Raw genomic sequence first — 18,573 nt, 5'->3', positions numbered from 1 at the left:
TTGACTCGATCTTCCCACCGAAAGCGGTAATGCGCCAAAAGCATTAACACATGATCGACGATCTAGAGAAATGAAAAGAGGCCCTGCTCGGCAGGGCCTCTTTTCGTGATCTCGATGGATCAGGGAAGTTCGATCACCGGGGTCGTCGGCCAGCTCATCCTGATGACGCCACCCTCCTCGCCGGCTCTCACCTCGACGTCGTCGACGAGCCCGCGGATCACCGCGAGGCCCATCTCGTCCTCACCGTCGGCGTCGTCGAACTCCTCGGCCGGAGCCTCGCCCCGCGCGCCGGGAACACCGGCGGCATCGGCCGCCGCCACCCCCGCGCCCGGCACCTCGTCGCCGACCTCGATGGAGAAGGTCTTCTCCTCCTCGGTCAGCACGACCCGGACGGGGGTGGTGACACCGTTGCTGCGGTGCAGCCCGACCGCACGGGAGCACGCCTCGCCGACGGCGAGCCTGACCTCGTCGAGGACCGCCTCGTCGACCCCGGCCCTGCGCGCCACCGCGGCCGCCACGAGGCGAGCCGTGCGGACGTGCTCGGGCTGGGCGCTGAAGCGGAGTTCAACGGTGGCCATGCGGTCCCCCTAGGAACGTATGGGCGGGCAACTCGGAGGACCGGGCGTGTCGGCCCGGCACTCCACTGCTTCTTCCGACGCCGGCCGGCCGTCAGTCGGTGGCGTTGACGGCCTCGTCGACCGTGGTGTGGATGGGGAACACCTTGGTCAGACCAGTGATCCGGAAGATCTTGAGAATGCGCTCCTGGTTGCAGACCAGGCGCAGCGAGCCCTCATGCGCGCGCACGCGCTTCAGGCCGCCCACCAGCACGCCGAGGCCGGTCGAGTCGAGGAAGTCCACGCCCTCCATGTCGACAACCAGGTGGTAGCTGCCGTCGTTCACCAACTCGACCAACTGCTCGCGCAGCTTGGGCGCGGTATACACATCAATCTCGCCACCGACCTCGACGACCGTACGGTCGCCACTCGGGCCGGACACATTGCGAGTCGACAGGGACAGGTCCACGGATCCTCCAGCACCTTGCTATCGAGCGGTCGCCCCTCGTTTCTCCCCGGCGGAGTCGGGGGACGGATCGCCAGCCGCGATGGCATTCAATCACTTACCAGCAGCCATGCACGACGCCTTGGGAGCATTGTCCGTCACGCCAGTGACACACTCGGTGCCGATGGCCAAGAATCACCGCCCCAGTCGGCCTGCCGGGGACACGGGCAGTCGCCCCTCCCCCGGCATGGTCCTCGACCGGCTCTCCTCGGGCGAGAGCCGGGCCGCGCGCATCACTCATACGGAGCACTTGCCCGCCCGAGAGGGCCGGCATGCCGTCTGGCCGCATCGCATCCGGCCGGAGGTCATCAGCGCGATCCAGGCGGCGGGCATCGAGCACCCCTGGGCCCACCAGGCCGAGGCCGCCGAGCACGCCCTGGACGGCGAATCCGTGGTGATCGCGACCGGCACCGCCTCGGGCAAGTCGCTGGCCTATCTCGCCCCGGTCCTGACCACGCTCCTGGACGGCTCGGAGGCCGCCAACGGGCGGGGCGCCACCGCCCTGTACCTCGCCCCCACCAAGGCCCTCGCCGCCGACCAGCGCCGTGCCGTGCGCGAGCTGGCCGCCCCGCTCGGCAACCGGATCCGGCCCGCCGTCTACGACGGCGACACGCCCGTCGAGGAACGCGAATGGGTCCGCCAGTACGCGAACTACGTGCTGACCAACCCCGACATGCTGCACCGGGGCATACTCCCCTCCCACCCCAGGTGGTCCTCCTTCCTGCGCTCCCTGCGCTTCGTCGTGATCGACGAGTGCCACACCTACCGGGGCGTCTTCGGCTCCCACGTCGCCCAGGTGCTGCGCCGGCTGCGCCGCGTCTGCGCCCGGTACGGCGCGGATCCCGTCTTCCTGCTCGCCTCGGCCACCTCCGCCGAGCCCGCCCTCTCCGCCGGCCGCCTGACCGGCCTGCCGGTCGCGGAGGTCTCCGACGACGCCTCACCGCGCGGCGAGCTGGTCTTCGCCCTCTGGGAGCCGCCGCTGACCGAGCTCCACGGCGAGCAGGGCGCCCCGGTGCGCCGCACGGCGACCGCCGAGACCGCCGACCTGCTGACCGACCTGACCCTCCAGGGCGTCCGGTCGGTCGCCTTCGTCCGCTCCCGGCGCGGCGCCGAGCTGATCTCGGTCATCGCCCAGGAACGCCTCGCCGAGGTCGACCGCTCCCTGGCGCGCCGGGTCGCCGCCTACCGGGGCGGCTACCTGCCCGAGGAGCGCCGCGCCCTGGAGCGCGCCCTGCACTCGGGCGAGCTGCTCGGTCTGGCCGCCACGACCGCCCTGGAGCTGGGCGTGGACGTCTCGGGCCTCGACGCCGTCGTGATCGCCGGCTACCCGGGCACGCGCGCCTCCTTGTGGCAGCAGGCGGGCCGGGCGGGCCGCTCGGGCGAGGGCGCCCTGGCGATCCTGGTGGCCCGCGACGACCCGCTGGACACCTTCCTCGTCCACCACCCCGAGGCGCTCTTCCGGCAGCCGGTCGAGTCGACCGTCCTGGACCCCGACAACCCCTACGTCCTCGCCCCCCATCTGTGCGCCGCCGCCGCGGAGCTCCCGCTGACCGAGGCCGACCTGGCCCTCTTCGGCCCGGCTGTCCCCGAACTGCTGCCCCAGCTGGAAGCCGCCGGCCTCCTGCGCAAGCGCTCCACCGGCTGGTACTGGACGCGCCGCGAGCGGGCCGCCGACCTGACCGACATCCGGGGCGGGGGCGGCAGCCCCGTCCAGATCGTGGAGGCCGGCACCGGCCGCCTTCTCGGCACGGTCGACGAGGCCGCCTCCCACACCGCCGTCCACGAGGGCGCCGTCCACCTCCACCAGGGCCGCACGTATCTGGTGAAGACCCTCGATCTGAAGGACTCCGTGGCCCTGGTCGAGGAGGCCAGTCCGCCGTACTCCACCACCGCCCGTGACACCACCTCCATCTCCGTCCTCGACACCGACACCGAGATCCCGTGGGGAGCCGGCCGCCTCTGCTACGGCTCCGTCGAGGTCACCAACCAGGTCGTCTCCTTCCTGCGCCGTCGTCTGATCACCGGCGAGGTGCTCGGCGAGACCAAGCTCGACCTGCCGCCCCGCACCCTGCGCACCCGGGCGGTCTGGTGGACGGTCACCGAGGACCAGCTGGACGCCGCCCGGATCAACCCGGAGATCCTCGGGGGCGCCCTGCACGCCGCCGAACACGCCTCGATCGGCATGCTGCCGCTCTTCGCCACCTGCGACCGCTGGGACATCGGCGGGGTCTCCGTCCCGCTCCACCCCGACACCCTGCTGCCCACCGTCTTCGTCTACGACGGGCATCCGGGCGGCGCCGGCTTCGCCGAGCGGGCCTTCCACACCGCCCGCGCCTGGCTCACGGCCACCCGCGAGGCGATCGCCTCCTGCGAGTGCGAGGCGGGCTGCCCCTCCTGCATCCAGTCCCCCAAGTGCGGCAACGGCAACGACCCGCTCCACAAGCGCGGCGCCGTCCGCCTCCTCACGGAACTGCTGCGGGAAGCCCCGGAAGAGCCTCCGGAGGCCCCGCCCGCGCCCTGACCGCCGGCGCGTACGGCCCCAGGCGCACCGCCGCGGTCACGTCCGCGACGTCGCCCCGCACCGAGCACCGCACCACCGAGGCTCCCTGGGCGTCCGCCACGCGGGCCGCCGCCGCGCAGGCCGTCTCCTCGCCCCACAGGGCCCGGTCGGCGGCGGCGAGCGCGGCCAGGTCCGCCGCGCCGCCCGCCCGGTGCCGGGCCGCCACCGCCTGCCCCAGCGCGAGGACCGCCCCGAACACCACGCACAGCACGCAGGCCGCGAACGCGGTCCACACCGTCGCCATCCCCCGGTCGCCGCGCGCCCCGGCCGGCTTGCCCGTGCTCATGGCGCCGCCACCCCCACCGCGTCCTCGGCGAGCGCCGCCGCTCCGGCGCGCAGGGTGAGCCCCATCCCGCCGGGCCCGGGCGCCGGCGCCTCCACCGTCACCCGCCACAGCTCGCCCGAACGGGTGACGGAGACCGTGGCCCCCTCGGGCGCGGCGGCCCGGGCGGCGGCCTCGGCGCCGGCCACCGGCTCCGACCGGGCGGCCGCCCGCGCCCCGGCCCGTGCCGCGTCGACGCACTGGATCTGCGCCGCCGCCGCGGCGAGCGCCCAGACCAGCGCCATGGTGAACACCACCAGGGCCGGCAGGGCCATCGCCGCCTCCACGGTCACTGCGCCCCGGTCCTCAGAACGGCGCATCGAGCGCCTTGCCGATCACGGACTCCAGCGCGCCGGAGACCGAACCACTGGTCACGATCTTGTACAGCACGGCGGCGAAGGCCGCGGCCGCGATCGTCCCCATCGCGTACTCGGACGTGGTCATCCCCGCGTCCCGCCGGGCGGTGACACGGTCCCACCGGGCCCGCCACCATGTGCTCACGCTCTTCATGCTCATCCCCATGTGTCGTCGTCGAGTTCGATGTCCGTCATGGCCGCAGCAGCCCGCTCGCCAGGCCGATCACGACCGGGGCCACCCCCACCGCCAGGAAGGCGGGCAGGAAGCAGAGGCCCACGGGCGCGGTGATCAGCACCTGCGCCCGCTGTGCCCGGGCCGCGTTCTTCCGCGCCCGGTCCGCCCGCAGATCGGCCGCGTGTTTCGAGACGGCCTCCGCGGCGGGCGCCCCGGAGGAGCCGGCCCGTTCCAGGCAGCGGGCCAGGCCCTCGGCGCCGGGTATCGCGCCGAACCTCCGCCACACCTCGGCCGGTTCGCCGCCCAGCCGCAGCTCCGCGGCCGTCCGCGCCAGCCGCTCGCCGACCGGTCCGCCCAGGGACCGTCCCACGGCCTCCGCGGCCTCACCGGGCCCCGCCCCGGCCGACGCGCAGGCCGCCAGCAGGTCGGCCGCGAGCGGGAGCTGCCGTACGGCCTCCCCCTCGTCGCCGGCCGCCGGGGCACGGCGCGCGCTCCACCGCCGCACACCCCAACCTGCCGCGATCCCCGCCAGGAGGCCGACCGCCCCGCCGATCAGGGCCCAGGCGACGGCGGCCGCCGTGAGCGGCCCGGCCCAGCTCCACAGCCAGGGCGGAAACACCCTCCGGCGCTGTCCGGCGCGCTCGAACCCGGCCTCCAGCAGGGCCGCGATCCGCTTCCGTGTCCGCCGCTCGCGCCGCCCGGCAGCCACGGTCCAGACCGCCCAGGCGGCCGAGCCGGCCAGCGCGCCCACCACCCCCAGCCTGTGGACGAACTCCCCCAAGAGCCCTTCCGGGCCCGCCAGTCCGCTCATGCCCGCTCCCCTCCTCGGACGATCCGGGCGGCCCACCACAGCCCGGCCGCCTCCAGGACCCCGCCGACGGCCAGACACGCCAGGCCCACCGGCGTGTGCAGCAGCACGTGCAGCGGCCGTGCGCCCAGCGCCGTCCCGAGGGCGAGCCCCACCGCCGGGAGCACCGCGAGGACGGTCACCGTCGCCCAGGCCCCGGCCAGTTGGGCCCTCAGCCGCTCCCGCTGGTCGCGGTGCTCCCGCAGCGCGGCCTCCAGCCGGTCGATCCCGGCGGCCAGTCCCGCGCCTCCGTCCACCGCGACCTGCCAGCAGGCGGCGAGACCGGCCAGACCGTCGGCCCCGTCCTGGCGTGCCGCGCGCCGCAGCGCCTGGGCCACGTCCCCGCCGAACCGGGCCGCCGCAAGCACCTCCGCCTCCTCACCAGGGCCCAGCGCCCCGGTCGTCCTGACCGCGAAGAGCAGTGCCTGCGCGGGCTGGCGGCCCGCTCTCAACTCACCGGCCACCGCGCCGCACAGGGCCACGACCGCGTCGGCCCGCGCCTCCCGCTCCTTGCGAAGCCCGGCCGCCCGCAGCCTCCGCCCCACCAACGGCACCGCGAGCACCCCCGCCACCAGCGGCAGCGGCGACTCCCCGAGGAACGCGAGCACCACCGCCACCGGCAGACACAGCCAGGCACGCCGCCCCCGCACCACGGCCCACCACCGCTCGCCCAGTGCCCGCACCGACGGCCACCCGCGCCCCGGTGCCCCCAGGTCCCCCGGAGCCCCCGGAACCCCCGCACCCGCCACGACCGCCCGGGCCCTGCGCAGTCCCCGCTCCCGCTCGGCCACCCGCCACATCACGGCCCCGGCGCACAGGGCCGCCGCGCCCTGGGCCAGCGCCTGCTCCCTCACCACGACACACCCCCGATCAGCGACCGCAGCCGCTCCCAGCCCCGCTCCCGCTCGAACCCGTCCGCGCCCCAGCGCAGCGCGGGCACGGTCACCACCAGCCCCTCCCGGTTCCGTTCGAGGACATGGATCTCGGCGATCCGACGACGGCCCGCCCGGTCCCGTACGAGATGCAGCACCGCCGAGAGCCCGGCCCCCAACTGGCTGTGCAGCGCCGCCCGGTCGAGCCCCGCGGCCGTCCCGAGGGCTTCGAGGCGGGCCGGTACATCCGCCGCCGTGTTCGCGTGGACCGTTCCCGAGCCGCCCTCATGGCCCGTATTGAGAGCTGCGAGGAGATCGACCGCCTCCCCTCCCCGGACCTCGCCGACCACGAGCCGGTCCGGCCGCATCCGCAGCGCCTGGCGGACCAGGTCCCGCAGCGTCACGAGACCCGCGCCCTCCTGGTTCGCCGGCCGCGCCTCCAGGCGCACCACATGCGGATGGTCGGGCCGCAGCTCGGCCGAGTCCTCGGCCAGGACGATCCGCTCGCGCTCGCCGACCAGACCGAGCAGGGTGGACAGCAGCGTCGTCTTCCCCGAACCCGTACCGCCGCTGATCAGATACGAGACCCGGGCCTCGATCAGCGCACGCAGGATCCGCTCCCCGCCCGGCGGGACCGTGCCCGCCGCGGTCAACTCCCCCACGGAGAAGGCGCGTGGCCGCACCACCCGCAGCGACAGACAGGTCGAGCCGACCGCCACGGGCGGCAGTACGGCATGCATCCGGGTCCCGTCCGGCAGTCGGGCGTCCACCCAGGGCCGGGCGTCGTCCAGCCGCCTGCCGGCCACCGCCGCGAGCCGCTGCGCGAGGCGGCGCACGGCGGGCGCGTCCGGGAAGCGGACCCCGGTGCGTTCGAGACCGGCGCCGCGGTCGACCCAGACCTCGTCGGGCGCCGAGACCAGCACGTCGGTGACCGCGGGATCGGCGAGCAGCGGTTCCAGCGGCCCGGTGCCGATCAGCTCGCTGCGCAACGCCTCGGCCGCGCCCAGGACTTCCGCGTCGCCCAGGAGCCGCCCCTGGGCCCGCAGCGCCGCGGCGACCCTCGCCGGTGTCGGCTCGGCCCCGCTCTCCGCGAGCCGCTGCCGTACGGCCTCCAGAAGCCCCGCGCCACCCGCGGGCACCCCGGCGTTCACGACGCCCCGTCCGGGGTCAGGGCACGCTCCCAGAACTGCGCGCAGAACCGGCCCAGGGGCGCCCGTGCCTCGCCGCCCGGCGGGGCACCGGTGTCGAGAGCGGCCACGAGGCCCGGATCATGCGGGAGTTCACCGGCGAGCGGCAGCCGCAGTGCGTCCGCGACCCACTGCTCGTCGAGCCCGGGTGCGTAAGGGCCGCGTACCACCGCGCGGAGATCGCGCAGCACCGTGCCCGCGAGGGTGGCGACCCGCTGGGCCGCGGCGACGGCGCGCAACTCGCCGGGGACGACGAGGAGTCCGAGGTCGAGCTGGGCCAGCGCCTCCGTCACCGCCCCGTCGACCCGGCGGGGCAGGTCCACGACGACGATCCCGCCGCGCCTGCGCGCCGCGGCGAGCACCGCGCGCATGGCATCGGGCGGCACGAGGACCGAGTCGCCCCGGTCCCAGCTGAGCACTCGCAGCCCGCGCACCGACGGCAGGGACTCCTCGAGCGCGCCGCCGGCCACCCGCCCCTTGGAGGCGGCGAAGTCGGGCCAGCGCCTGCCCTCCGCCCGCTCGCCGCCCAGCAGGACGTCGAGTCCACCGCCGAGCGGGTCGCCGTCCACGAGCAGGGTGCGCCGGCCGGTCCTGGCGGCGGCCAGCGCGAGGGCACAGGCCAGCGTCGAGGCGCCGGCGCCGCCCCGCCCGCCGATGACACCGACGGTCAGCGCCTGCCGGCCCGCGCCTTCGGCGGCGTCGGCGATCCGGTCGACGAGCCAGCTCTCGGCGTCCGGCAGCCGCAGCACACAGTCGGCGCCGATCTCGACGGCCCGCCGCCACACGCCGGGGTCGTCGAGCTCGCCAGATTCCCGGCCGACGAGGATCACCCCCTGCCTGCGCGCGGCCCCGCGGCAGCGGGCCGCGGCGTCGTCGCCGACCAGGACGAGCGGGGCGTCGGCCCAGCTCGCGCGGCGTTCCGGCACCGTGTGGTGCACCTCGGGCTCGGCGCCCGCAGCGGCGCACAGCCGCAGCAGGTCGTCGAGGAGCGCGAGGTCCTCGGTCACGATCAGCGGTCCGGCCCGGCGTCCGGCACCGGCCGTCTCCGCCCCCGAGGCCCTCAACGCCGCCGGAGTTCTGAAAGTCATGGTTCCCGCCACAGCACACGCCCCCTGTCCACGTGATCCCGCCCGCGCCCGTCGCGCGGCCGAGATCGGTGATTCCTTCCGTCCGCGGAGTTCGCGGCGGAATCACCGTGCCGCCATCTCGGAAATCGTGTGGATCTTGCTCAAAAACTGTGGATAACTCACCGGTTGTGAATATCCCCGTGCCCCATACCGGGGATGTCCGGAGAGCACTCCATCCACTACGCTGAGTGACGAAACAGGGGCATCACGCAGCCGCGGCCACACGGCCGACGAGAGGGGGACACATGAGGATCCGGCGGACGAAAAGGCGTCCGGACATGCGACGACCCCCGCCGGGGGGGAGAGCGGGGGTCGTCTCTCCGGCCGACTCGGGGGGGGAGGAGCCGGACCGGGTTAGCACGGTCGCGAACGATCCGTGACTTCCATGGTGTACCCGAGAGCCTTCTCAGGCAAACCCACACGCGCCAGCGTACGCCGAATGGCGGGCACCTATGCTCGGCTCGTGAAAAACCACTCGTTGCCGCGCACAGCCGCCTTCTTTGACCTGGACAAGACGGTCATTGCGAAGTCGTCGACGCTGACCTTCAGCAAGTCCTTCTACCAAGGCGGACTGATCAACCGCCGTGCCGTCCTGCGGACGGCCTACATCCAGTTCGTCTTCCTCGTGGGCGGCGCCGACCACGATCAGATGGAGCGGATGCGCGAATATCTTTCCGCGCTCTGCAAAGGCTGGAACGTCTCGCAGGTCAAGGAGCTTGTCGCCGAGACTCTGCACGATCTGATCGACCCGATCATCTACGACGAGGCTGCCTCCCTCATCGAGGAGCACCACGCCGCCGGCCGCGATGTCGTGATCGTCTCCACCTCGGGCGCCGAGGTGGTGGAGCCGATCGGCGAGATGCTCGGCGCCGACCGGGTCGTCGCGACCCGGATGGTCGTCGGCGACGACGGCTGCTTCACCGGAGAGGTGGAGTACTACGCCTATGGGCCCACCAAGGCGGAGGCGGTCCGGGAGCTCGCGGAGTCGGAGGGCTACGACCTCTCGCGCTGTTACGCGTACAGCGACTCGGCGACCGACGTGCCGATGCTGGAGGCCGTGGGCCACCCCTACGCGGTCAATCCCGACCGGACGCTCCGCCGCGAGGCCACCGCACGGGACTGGCCGATCCTGGTCTTCGAGAAGCCGGTGCGGCTCAAGCAGCGGCTGCCGGAGTTCCGGATGCCGCCGCGCCCCGCTCTCGTGGCCGCGGCCGCGGTGGGCGCGGCAGCGGCGACCGCCGGACTCGTCTGGTACGCCAACCGTCGGCGTCGCACCGCTCTCGCCGATCGCTTTGCCCGGATTTGATGCGAAAGCAAAGAAGCGGAACCAGGACTTTCGCATCCCATCCGACAGGAGTAGAAAGGAATCAGGCCCGCGAGACCTAGGACATCCGAGAGGATCACCTGTTGAGCAAGAAGGCCCCACGGACCATGCACAGAAACTGAGCACCCACGCGACGTCGACCCGTCGATTACGGGCCAGCCGCACCAGGCGACGGGCAAAGAATCCCCGCCTGATGGGCACATATCGAGGACGCTTGGTAACTCGGCGGACGTGCCAGCGGCGGTACCAATCGGTACCGCCGCAACCCTTTGCGCAGGGGATCGATCAAGCGGCGCCGCGCTGGAGCGCCTCGCAGACCGCCGTCGACTCCCGGACGCCCAGCACGACCGCCCGCCCGCAGTGGGCGATCCAGGCGGCCATGCCCTCCGGGGTCCCCGACAGATATGCCTCGAACGCCGCGACGTACGCGGCACGCCCCTGCTCCGCATGGCCGACCTCGGCCGGGCAGATCGACTTGGGGTCGAGGCCGCTGCCGATCAGCACGATCCGCTCGGCAGCCCGCGCGATCAGCCCGTTGTACGAGGTGAAGGGGCGCAGCGCGAGGAGTTCGCCGTGCACCACGGCGGCCGTCACGAGCGCCGGAGCCGTACCACCCGCGATGATCAGCTCCGAGAGCCCGTCGAGCCGCCCCGCGACCTCCGCCGGGTCCGGCAGCGGCGCCTCGATCAGCGGCTCGTCGACCGCCTCGCCGGCCTGGCGCGGCCTGCCGACCGAGTCGCCGAAGTCGGCCGAGTCACCCGCGGCCACCAGATGGAGCCGGGCGAGCACCCGCAGGGGCGACTGGCGCCAGATGGAGAGCAGCTGGCCGGCCTCGGCGCCCAGCCTCAGGGCCGCGCCCACCGTGCGTGCCTCGGCGTCCCCGCCGAAGTCGGTGCGGCGGCGGACCTCCTCAAGGGCCCAGTCGGCGCCGGAGAGCGCGGCCGAGGCACGCGCTCCGCGCAGGGCGGCCTCGGAGGTGATCTCGTTGCTGCGGCGCCGCATCACGCGGTGCCCGTAGACCCGGTCGACGGCCTTGCGTACGGAGTCCACCGATTCGGCGACGCCCGGCAGGGAGCCGAGGGCGGCCAGGGGGTCAGAGGCGTGCGTACTCATAAGTAGGGAGGCTACGCGCCCCGGGCCAGGACCCCACCTTGGAGTGGTCTTCTTCACGCACCTTGACCACGGGCAGCGCATGTGCCACTACCCTACGTGAACATGAAGATCGCTTTCGTAGGGAAGGGCGGCAGCGGGAAGACGACGCTGTCCTCCCTCTTCATCCGCCATCTCGCCGCCAACGAGGCCTCTGTCATCGCGGTGGACGCCGACATCAACCAGCATCTCGGGGCCGCGCTCGGCCTGGACGAGACCGAGGCGGCGGCGCTGCCCGCGATGGGCGCGCATCTGCCGCTGATCAAGGAGTACCTGCGGGGCTCCAATCCGAGGATCGCCTCGGCCGACACGATGATCAAGACGACCCCGCCCGGGGAGGGTTCGCGGCTTCTGCGGGTCCGCGAGGACAACCCGGTGTACGAGGCGTGCGCGCGGACCGTGCGCCTCGACGACGGCGACATCCGGCTGATGGCGACGGGTCCGTTCACCGAGTCGGATCTGGGGGTGGCCTGCTATCACTCCAAGGTCGGGGCGGTGGAGCTGTGCCTGAACCACCTGGTCGACGGGGAGGACGAGTACGTCGTCGTCGACATGACGGCGGGCTCGGACTCCTTCGCCTCCGGGATGTTCACCCGCTTCGACATGACCTTCCTGGTCGCCGAGCCGACCCGCAAGGGCGTCTCGGTCTACCGCCAGTACAAGGAGTACGCGCGGGACTTCGGCGTCGCGCTCAAGGTCGTCGGCAACAAGGTGCAGGGCCGGGACGACATGGACTTCCTGCGCGCCGAGATCGGGGACGACCTGCTGGTGACGGTGGGCCACTCGGACTGGGTCCGCGCGATGGAGAAGGGCCGCCCGGCCCGCTTCGAGCTCCTGGAGGCGGACAACCGGATGGCGCTGCAGGCCCTGCAGGACGCGGCGGACGACTCGTACGCCCACCGCGACTGGGAGCGGTACACGCGCCAGATGGTCCACTTCCACCTGCGGAACGCGGAGAGCTGGGGCAACGCCAAAACCGGGGCGGACCTGGCTGCGCAGGTCGACCCCGGCTTCGTGCTCGGCGAGGCGCTCGCCGTCCCCCAGCCCAGCTGACGGCGCCCACGACCGACGGCCGAAGGCCGGCGCAGCACACCGAAGCCCGCAAGGCGCCCCCGGCGCCGCGCGGTGCGAGGGGCGCAGAAGGAAGAGGGGCCCGGGGCGGACCTGGCTGCGCAGGTCGACCCCGGCTTCGTGCTCGGCGAGGCGCTCGCCGTCCCCCAGCCCAGCTGACGGCGCCCACGACCGACGGCCGAAGGCCGGCGCAGCACACCGAAGCCCGCAAGGCGCCGAGGGTGCGAGGGCGGTGCGAGGGGCTCAGGGGCGCTCGGCCTGTGTGACGTCGGGTTGCGCGGGGGCCGCCGCCGGCTGGGGGGCCAGGAAGGCCGCCCAGCCGTCCTGCGGGGCCTCGCCGACCTTCAGGGTCCGCATCTTCTCGATCACCGCCGGGTCCTGGGCGTCCAGCCAGTCCGCGAGCTGCCGGAAGGACACGCACTTCACGTCCTTCTGGACGCAGACCGTGGCGATGGTCTCCTCGATGGCGCGCATGTACGTGCCGCCGTTCCAGGACTCGAAATGGTTGCCGATGATCAGCGGCGCCCGGTTGCCGTGGTACGAGCGGTTGAAGGCCTGCACCAGGCCGTCACGCATCTGGTTGCCCCAGAACTCGTGCATGGACGGGTCGCCCTTGGTCGTACCGGACTGGTTGACCAGGAAGTTGTAGTCCATGGAGAGCGTCTGGAACGCGCGGCCCGGGACCGGGACGAGCTGCATCGACAGGTCCCACAGGCCGTGGTCCTTCTTGGGCCAGATCTGGTCGTTGACGCCACTGGTGTCGTAGCGGAAGCCCATCTGGGACGCCGCCTTGACGAAGTTCTTGCGTCCCTCCAGGCACGGGGTGCGGGCGCCGATCAACTCCTTGTCGTAGTCGAACGGAAGCGGCTGCTCCGCGGTGAGGCCGGAGTTCGTCTTCCAGTTCTTCACGAAGGACTTGGCCTGGCTGATCTCGCTCTTCCACTCCTCGACCGACCAGGTGCCGACGCCGCCGTCCTTGCCGCAGAAGTGCCCGTTGAAGTGCGTGCCGACCTCGTTGCCCTCCTGCCAGGCGCCGCGCAGCTCGCGGACGGTGTCGCGGATGCCCTGGACGTCGTTGAAGCCGATGTCCGAGCGGCCTGGGGCGTGTTGCGGCGGGTTGTAGAGCTTCCGCTTGTCCTCGGGCAGCAGGTACACGCCGCTGAGGAAGTACGTCATCGTCGCGCCGTACGTCTTGCCCACCTTGCGGAAGTGGGAGAAGAGCTTCTGGCTGTCCTCGCCGGCGCCGTCCCAGGAGAACACCACGAACTGCGGGGGCTGCTCACCCGGCTTCAGGCGCTGCCAGACGGGCTGGTGGGGCTGGGCGCCCGTGAAGGCGGTGGAGCCGTCGCCGATGAGGCGTACCGCGCTCTGCGGAGCCGCGGCCGGGCCCTTCTTCGCCGCCGGGGCACCCGGCGCCGGGGCCGCCCCTTCGGAGCCCGAGCAGCCGGCGAGGCCGGTGGCCAGGGCGACGGCGAGGGCGCCGGCGGCAAGTGTCCTCCTGCGGACGGTGTTCCTTCTCCCGGCGGCAGTCATCCGCCCACCTCTCCTCGGTTCCGTACGGCGTGCGAGCGGCGCCAACGTCGCACCACGGCCACCGGGGAGATGAAACGACAAGCGGCGCTGCACCCACTTATCACCGGAACCGGTGAACCATTGCCCTGTTTGCCCCGAAAATATTGCCGCAGACTTTACTCTCCATTACGATCCGTTTACTGAGCGTTGATACTCGCCCTGAGGATCCGCGCTCGGAATCCCGCCACTGCACGCCGTGCCCCACGGCCGCGACCCCCCTGTTCGTCCCGCACGAGCCGCGACCGCGCCGCCCCGGAGGAGACGGGAACATGACTGTCTGCACACCCACCCGACGCACCACCAGCCGCTCACGCTTCCAGCGCCCCCACAGCCCGCCGGGCGGCGGGCGCCGCATCCGTATCGCGGGCGCCGACCTGTCCGCATCGATCTCCGTCTTCCTGATCGCGCTGCCGCTCTCCCTCGGCATCGCCCTCGCCACCGGAGCCCCGCTCCAGGCCGGTCTGGTCGCCGCCGCCGTCGGCGGCATCGTCGCCGGCCGGCTGGGCGGTGCGCCGCTCCAGGTGAGCGGACCCGCCGCGGGACTCACCGTGGTCACCGCCGAACTGATCCAGCGCTACGGCTGGCGCACCACCTGCGCCATCACCGTCCTCGCCGGACTCGCCCAACTCGGCCTGGCCGCCCTGCGGGTGGCCCGCTCCGCCCTCGCCGTCTCCCCCGCGATCGTGCACGGCATGCTCGCCGGCATCGGCGTGACCATCGCCCTCGCCCAACTCCATATCGTGCTCGGCGGCACCCCGCAGAGCTCCGCCGTGGACAACGTCCTCGGCCTGCCCGCCCAGTTGGCCGACCTCCACCCGGCGGCGCTGACCATCAGCGCCCTCACGGTCGCCGTCCTGCTGCTCTGGCCCCGTCTGCCCGGACGCGCCGGACGGATGCTGCGGACGATCCCGGCCGCGCTCGCCGCGGTGGCCGCCGCCACCGCCGTCGCGGCGCTCGCGGGAATCGGCCTGCCCAGGGTCGACCTGCCCTCCTGGCGCGGTCACGCCCTGCCCGAGCTGCCCGAGGGGCCGGTCCTCGGCCTGCTCGCCGCCGTTCTGACCATCACCCTCGTCGGCAGCGTCGAGTCGCTGCTGTCCGCCGTCGCCGTCGACAAGCTGGTGGCGGCCCGCACGGCACACGCCACCAGCCCCAGTCCCCCCGTTCCCCGGGCGCGCCTCGACCGCGAACTGGCGGGCCAGGGCGCGGCGAACGCGCTCTCCGGAGCGCTCGGCGGGCTGCCCGTCACCGGCGTCGCGGTGCGCAGCGCCGCCAACGTCTCGGCGGGCGCGGTCAGTCGCAACGCGGCGATCCTGCACGGCGTGTGGGTGGTGCTCGCCGCCCTCTTCCTGGTCCCGGTGCTCGACCTGATCCCGCTTGCCTCCCTCGCCGCACTGGTCACCGTGGTCGGCGTCCAGATGGTCAACATCACGCACCTGCGCAGCGTCCACCGCAACCGCGAGATGCTCGTGTACGCGGCGACCCTGACCGCCGTCGTCCTCACCGGCGTCCTCGAAGGGGTGGTGATCGGCATCGCGGTCGCCGTGGCGGTGGCGCTGCACCGGCTGACCAGGACCCGGATCACCGTCGAGGAGACCGAGTACGGCCACCGGGTGCGGGCCCGCGGCCAGTTGACCTTCCTCGCCGTGCCCCGCCTGAGCCGGGTACTGCACCAGGTGCCGCACGACTCCCCTTGCGTGGTGGAACTGGACGGCTCGTTCATGGACCACGCGGCGTACGAGGCGCTGCACGACTGGCAGGCCTCGCACGGCGGGGAGGTGGAGATGACCGGGCCGTCCGGCGCCCGGATCACCGAGCCCCCCTCCGAGTCCCACGCCTGCTGCCGCCCCTGGACGCCCTGGCGCAACCACCACTGCGGCGAGCACCCGTCCGACGAGACCCGGCGGACGACCGGGCATCAACTGGCGAGCGGCATCGGCAAGTTCCAGCGCAACACGGCCCCGCTGGTGCGCGACGAGCTCGCGCGCCTCGCCCGCGAGGGCCAGCGCCCCTCGCAGCTCTTCCTCACCTGCGCCGACTCCCGCCTGGTCACCAGCATGATCACCTCCAGCGGGCCCGGTGACCTGTTCACCGTACGGAACGTGGGCAATCTCGTTCCGCTGCCGGGCGAGGAGAGCGGGGACGACTCGGTGGCGGCGGCGATCGAGTACGCGGTGGAGGTCCTGCGGGTGCAGTCGATCACCGTCTGCGGCCACTCCGGCTGCGGGGCGATGCAGGCCCTGCTCGGCAGCGGCGCGGAAGGCCCGCCGTCCCCGTCGACCCCGCTGTGGCGCTGGCTGCGCCACGGGCTGCCCAGCCTGGAGCGGATGTCGAGCCGCAGACACGCCTGGGCCCGGATCTCCGGGAGACTGCCGGCCGACGCGGTCGAGCAGCTCTGTCTGACCAACGTGGTCCAGCAGCTGGAGCATCTGCGGGCCTACGAGCCGGTGGCGCGGCGGCTGGCCGAGGGCACACTGACCCTGCACGGGATGTACTTCCACGTCGGCGAGGCCCAGGCGTACCTGCTCGCGGACACGGACGCGCCGAACCGCTACGAGGACGTCTTCGACCGGGTCCCGCCGATGGCCCTGGGCGGCACGCTGCACAGCATGCCGGGCGGAGCCCTGGCCGAGGCGCGCGCATCCTGAACCTTCCGGCCCGGGCGTCCGTGAGACTGTGTGGCCCCTTCTTCCCACCGCCCGGGAGGGAGGGGCCACCGCACCCCGTCACCTCATAGGTCTAAACCAATTTCCTGGAGACTCTTGTCACCCGGGCATCTGACTGATGAGCTATGACGCGGGACACATAGGCACATGGGACGCCCTGAGAAAGGGAGATGTCGTGAGCAACGAAAGCCTGGCCAACCTGCTCAAGGAAGAGCGGCGGTTCGCGCCGCCTGCCGAGCTGGCCGCGCACGCCAACGTGACGGCGGAGGCGTACGAGCAGGCCGCGGCGGACAGGCTTGGCTTCTGGGCCGAGCAGGCGAGGCGGCTCACCTGGGCCACCGAACCGACCGAGACCCTCGACTGGTCGAACCCGCCGTTCGCCAAGTGGTTCGCCGACGGCGAGCTCAACGTGGCGTACAACTGCGTCGACCGCCACGTCGAGGCCGGAAACGGCGACCGGGTCGCCATCCACTTCGAGGGAGAGCCGGGCGACAGCCGCGCCCTCACCTACGCCGAGCTCAAGGACGAGGTCTCCAAGGCCGCCAACGCCCTGACCGAGCTGGGTGTCACCAAGGGCGACCGGGTCGCGATCTACCTCCCGATGATCCCCGAGGCCGTCGTCTCGATGCTGGCCTGCGCCCGTATCGGCGCCGCGCACTCCGTGGTCTTCGGCGGCTTCTCCGCCGACGCCATCGCCACGCGCATCGAGGACGCCGACGCCAAGCTCGTCATCACCGCCGACGGCGGCTACCGCCGCGGCAAGCCGAGCGCCCTCAAGCCCGCCGTCGACGAGGCCATCAACCGGGTCGACCGGGTCCAGCACGTGCTGGTCGTGCGCCGCACCGGCCAGGACGTGGCCTGGACCGAGGGCCGGGACGTGTGGTGGGACGACATCGTCGCCCGCCAGTCCGCCGAGCACACCCCCGAGGCGTTCGAGGCCGAGCACCCGCTCTTCATCCTCTACACCTCCGGTACGACGGGTAAGCCCAAGGGCATCCTGCACACCTCCGGCGGCTACCTCACCCAGGCCGCGTACACCCACCACGCCGTCTTCGACCTCAAGCCGGAGACCGACGTCTACTGGTGCACCGCCGACATCGGCTGGGTGACGGGCCACTCGTACATCACGTACGGACCGCTGGCCAACGGCGCGACGCAGGTCATGTACGAGGGCACCCCGGACACCCCGCACCAGGGCCGGTTCTGGGAGATCGTCCAGAAGTACGGCGTCACGATCCTCTACACGGCGCCGACCGCGATCCGTACGTTCATGAAGTGGGGCGACGACATCCCCGCGAAGTTCGACCTGTCGAGCCTGCGCGTGCTGGGCTCGGTCGGCGAGCCGATCAACCCCGAGGCGTGGATCTGGTACCGCGAGCACATCGGCGCGAACAAGACCCCGATCGTGGACACCTGGTGGCAGACGGAGACCGGCGCGATGATGATCTCGCCGCTGCCGGGCGTCACGGAGACCAAGCCGGGCTCCGCCCAGCGCCCGCTCCCGGGCATCTCCGCCACCGTCGTCGACGACGAGGCGAACGAGGTCCCGAACGGGGGCGGCGGCTACCTGGTCCTCACCGAGCCGTGGCCGTCGATGCTGCGCACCATCTGGGGCGACGACCAGCGGTTCATCGACACGTACTGGTCGCGCTTCGAGGGCAAGTACTTCGCCGGCGACGGCGCGAAGAAGGACGAGGACGGCGACATCTGGCTGCTCGGCCGGGTCGACGACGTCATGCTCGTCTCCGGGCACAACATCTCCACCACCGAGGTCGAGTCGGCGCTCGTCTCACACCCGTCCGTCGCCGAGGCGGCGGTGGTCGGCGCGGCCGACGAGACGACCGGGCAGGCGATCGTCGCCTTCGTCATCCTGCGGGGTACGGCGAACGAGGACGACGGCCTGGTCACCGAGCTGCGCAACCACGTCGGCGCGACGCTCGGCCCGATCGCGAAGCCGAAGCGGGTCCTGCCGGTGGCGGAGCTGCCGAAGACGCGCTCCGGGAAGATCATGCGGCGACTGCTGCGGGACGTCGCGGAGAACCGTGAGCTCGGTGACGTCACGACGCTGACGGACTCCTCCGTCATGGCCCTCATCCAGACGAAGCTGCCGACGGCCTCCAGCGAGGACTGAGCCCTCAGCCCTGAGGGCTGACGATTCCCGTGCGCCCGCCCCGGATCCCGGGGCGGGCGCACGCGCGCTCCGGCCGGCCCACGAAGCACTCCGGCGGCCCACGCACGCATGCCCGATGCCCGTTATGCACTTAAAGTACGGATTGCCGGGCACGATCC

The 18,573-nt window shown here is 72.8% G+C and carries 16 protein-coding genes; 5 read left to right on the top strand and 11 right to left on the bottom strand.

What is annotated here, in order from left to right:
* Positions 1 to 119: 119 nt before the first annotated feature.
* Both FDM97_RS01965 and FDM97_RS01960 read right to left on the bottom strand, forming a co-directional pair.
* On the bottom strand, positions 120 to 578 hold the full coding sequence (locus FDM97_RS01965; RefSeq protein ID WP_137988539.1) for an ATP-binding protein: 459 nt from the start codon (positions 576 to 578) through the stop codon (positions 120 to 122).
* 91 nt (positions 579 to 669) lie between these two features.
* The gene (locus tag FDM97_RS01960; protein WP_137988538.1) at positions 670 to 1,023 is read right to left on the bottom strand and encodes an STAS domain-containing protein; all 354 of its coding nucleotides are present in this window, start codon (positions 1,021 to 1,023) and stop codon (positions 670 to 672) included.
* Positions 1,024 to 1,102: 79 nt separating this feature from the next.
* On the opposite strand from FDM97_RS01960, the gene FDM97_RS01955 reads away from it, so the two are divergent.
* Positions 1,103 to 3,580 carry a DEAD/DEAH box helicase gene (locus FDM97_RS01955; protein WP_137988537.1) on the top strand — a complete coding sequence of 826 codons (2,478 nt, stop codon included), beginning with the start codon at positions 1,103 to 1,105 and terminating at the stop codon, positions 3,578 to 3,580.
* On the opposite strand, the gene FDM97_RS01950 is transcribed toward FDM97_RS01955, so the two are convergent.
* The 7 genes from FDM97_RS01950 to ssd are packed head-to-tail and all read right to left on the bottom strand — an operon-like array spanning position 3,522 to position 8,466.
* Positions 3,522 to 3,905 (bottom strand): Rv3654c family TadE-like protein, encoded by a 384-nt coding sequence (locus FDM97_RS01950; RefSeq protein WP_137988536.1) that lies wholly within the window; start codon positions 3,903 to 3,905, stop codon positions 3,522 to 3,524. The two genes, FDM97_RS01955 and FDM97_RS01950, sit on opposite strands and share 59 nt — an antisense overlap.
* Positions 3,902 to 4,261, bottom strand: a complete 360-nt coding sequence (locus FDM97_RS01945) for a TadE family type IV pilus minor pilin (protein ID WP_137988535.1) — start codon at positions 4,259 to 4,261, stop codon at positions 3,902 to 3,904. The genes FDM97_RS01950 and FDM97_RS01945 overlap by 4 nt, the downstream gene beginning before the upstream one ends.
* On the bottom strand, positions 4,248 to 4,451 hold the full coding sequence (locus tag FDM97_RS01940) for a DUF4244 domain-containing protein (RefSeq protein ID WP_254705463.1): 204 nt from the start codon (positions 4,449 to 4,451) through the stop codon (positions 4,248 to 4,250). The genes FDM97_RS01945 and FDM97_RS01940 overlap by 14 nt, the downstream gene beginning before the upstream one ends.
* Positions 4,452 to 4,488: 37 nt before the next feature.
* Positions 4,489 to 5,283: a type II secretion system F family protein gene (locus tag FDM97_RS01935; RefSeq protein WP_137988533.1), complete on the bottom strand. Its 795-nt coding sequence runs from the start codon at positions 5,281 to 5,283 to the stop codon at positions 4,489 to 4,491.
* Complete coding sequence (locus FDM97_RS01930; RefSeq protein ID WP_137994605.1) at positions 5,280 to 6,119, bottom strand: type II secretion system F family protein; 840 nt, start codon at positions 6,117 to 6,119, stop codon at positions 5,280 to 5,282. The genes FDM97_RS01935 and FDM97_RS01930 overlap by 4 nt, the downstream gene beginning before the upstream one ends.
* Positions 6,120 to 6,169: 50 nt before the next feature.
* Entirely contained in the window at positions 6,170 to 7,342 is a 1,173-nt protein-coding gene (locus tag FDM97_RS01925) for a TadA family conjugal transfer-associated ATPase (RefSeq protein WP_175439009.1), read from the bottom strand.
* Complete coding sequence (ssd, locus tag FDM97_RS01920) at positions 7,339 to 8,466, bottom strand: septum site-determining protein Ssd (protein WP_137988532.1); 1,128 nt, start codon at positions 8,464 to 8,466, stop codon at positions 7,339 to 7,341. Before ssd ends, FDM97_RS01925 begins: the two co-directional genes overlap by 4 nt.
* 478 nt (positions 8,467 to 8,944) lie before the next feature.
* Between ssd and FDM97_RS01915 the strand changes: the two genes are divergently transcribed.
* Positions 8,945 to 9,811 (top strand): HAD family hydrolase, encoded by an 867-nt coding sequence (locus tag FDM97_RS01915; protein WP_137988531.1) that lies wholly within the window; start codon positions 8,945 to 8,947, stop codon positions 9,809 to 9,811.
* Positions 9,812 to 10,114: 303 nt separating this feature from the next.
* On the opposite strand, the gene FDM97_RS01910 is transcribed toward FDM97_RS01915, so the two are convergent.
* The gene (locus FDM97_RS01910) at positions 10,115 to 10,942 is read right to left on the bottom strand and encodes a Fic family protein (RefSeq protein WP_137988530.1); all 828 of its coding nucleotides are present in this window, start codon (positions 10,940 to 10,942) and stop codon (positions 10,115 to 10,117) included.
* Between the two features lie 102 nt (positions 10,943 to 11,044).
* Between FDM97_RS01910 and FDM97_RS01905 the strand changes: the two genes are divergently transcribed.
* The gene (locus tag FDM97_RS01905; RefSeq protein ID WP_137988529.1) at positions 11,045 to 12,031 is read left to right on the top strand and encodes an ATP-binding protein; all 987 of its coding nucleotides are present in this window, start codon (positions 11,045 to 11,047) and stop codon (positions 12,029 to 12,031) included.
* A gap of 261 nt (positions 12,032 to 12,292) precedes the next feature.
* On the opposite strand, the gene FDM97_RS01900 is transcribed toward FDM97_RS01905, so the two are convergent.
* Positions 12,293 to 13,582, bottom strand: a complete 1,290-nt coding sequence (locus tag FDM97_RS01900; protein ID WP_137988528.1) for a polysaccharide deacetylase family protein — start codon at positions 13,580 to 13,582, stop codon at positions 12,293 to 12,295.
* Between the two features lie 308 nt (positions 13,583 to 13,890).
* Between FDM97_RS01900 and FDM97_RS01895 the strand changes: the two genes are divergently transcribed.
* Both FDM97_RS01895 and acs read left to right on the top strand, forming a co-directional pair.
* Positions 13,891 to 16,266, top strand: a complete 2,376-nt coding sequence (locus tag FDM97_RS01895) for a bifunctional SulP family inorganic anion transporter/carbonic anhydrase (protein ID WP_137988527.1) — start codon at positions 13,891 to 13,893, stop codon at positions 16,264 to 16,266.
* Positions 16,267 to 16,402: 136 nt separating this feature from the next.
* A complete protein-coding gene (acs, locus tag FDM97_RS01890; RefSeq protein WP_175439008.1) occupies positions 16,403 to 18,415 on the top strand; it encodes an acetate--CoA ligase in 2,013 nt (670 codons plus the stop codon).
* Positions 18,416 to 18,573 lie beyond the last annotated feature (158 nt).

This window comes from Streptomyces vilmorinianum (genome assembly GCF_005517195.1).
GTDB lineage: Bacteria > Actinomycetota > Actinomycetes > Streptomycetales > Streptomycetaceae > Streptomyces > Streptomyces vilmorinianum.
Note: the sequence above shows the minus strand (reverse complement) of the source record. Positions and strands in the feature narration are given on the sequence as shown.

What these genes read in the sequence shown, in the direction of transcription:
- FDM97_RS01965 (WP_137988539.1), bottom strand. Translation starts at nt 578, where the DNA reads ATGGCCACCGTTGAACTCCGCTTCAGCGCCCAGCCCGAGCACGTCCGC.
- FDM97_RS01955 (WP_137988537.1), top strand. Translation starts at nt 1,103, where the DNA reads ATGGCATTCAATCACTTACCAGCAGCCATGCACGACGCCTTGGGAGCA.
- FDM97_RS01950 (WP_137988536.1), bottom strand. Translation starts at nt 3,905, where the DNA reads ATGAGCACGGGCAAGCCGGCCGGGGCGCGCGGCGACCGGGGGATGGCG.
- FDM97_RS01935 (WP_137988533.1), bottom strand. Translation starts at nt 5,283, where the DNA reads ATGAGCGGACTGGCGGGCCCGGAAGGGCTCTTGGGGGAGTTCGTCCAC.
- FDM97_RS01945 (WP_137988535.1), bottom strand. Translation starts at nt 4,261, where the DNA reads ATGCGCCGTTCTGAGGACCGGGGCGCAGTGACCGTGGAGGCGGCGATG.
- FDM97_RS01915 (WP_137988531.1), top strand. Translation starts at nt 8,945, where the DNA reads ATGGCGGGCACCTATGCTCGGCTCGTGAAAAACCACTCGTTGCCGCGC.
- FDM97_RS01905 (WP_137988529.1), top strand. Translation starts at nt 11,045, where the DNA reads ATGAAGATCGCTTTCGTAGGGAAGGGCGGCAGCGGGAAGACGACGCTG.
- ssd (WP_137988532.1), bottom strand. Translation starts at nt 8,466, where the DNA reads ATGACTTTCAGAACTCCGGCGGCGTTGAGGGCCTCGGGGGCGGAGACG.
- acs (WP_175439008.1), top strand. Translation starts at nt 16,403, where the DNA reads ATGAGCTATGACGCGGGACACATAGGCACATGGGACGCCCTGAGAAAG.
- FDM97_RS01930 (WP_137994605.1), bottom strand. Translation starts at nt 6,119, where the DNA reads ATGTGGCGGGTGGCCGAGCGGGAGCGGGGACTGCGCAGGGCCCGGGCG.
- FDM97_RS01910 (WP_137988530.1), bottom strand. Translation starts at nt 10,942, where the DNA reads ATGAGTACGCACGCCTCTGACCCCCTGGCCGCCCTCGGCTCCCTGCCG.
- FDM97_RS01940 (WP_254705463.1), bottom strand. Translation starts at nt 4,451, where the DNA reads ATGAAGAGCGTGAGCACATGGTGGCGGGCCCGGTGGGACCGTGTCACC.
- FDM97_RS01895 (WP_137988527.1), top strand. Translation starts at nt 13,891, where the DNA reads ATGACTGTCTGCACACCCACCCGACGCACCACCAGCCGCTCACGCTTC.
- FDM97_RS01900 (WP_137988528.1), bottom strand. Translation starts at nt 13,582, where the DNA reads ATGACTGCCGCCGGGAGAAGGAACACCGTCCGCAGGAGGACACTTGCC.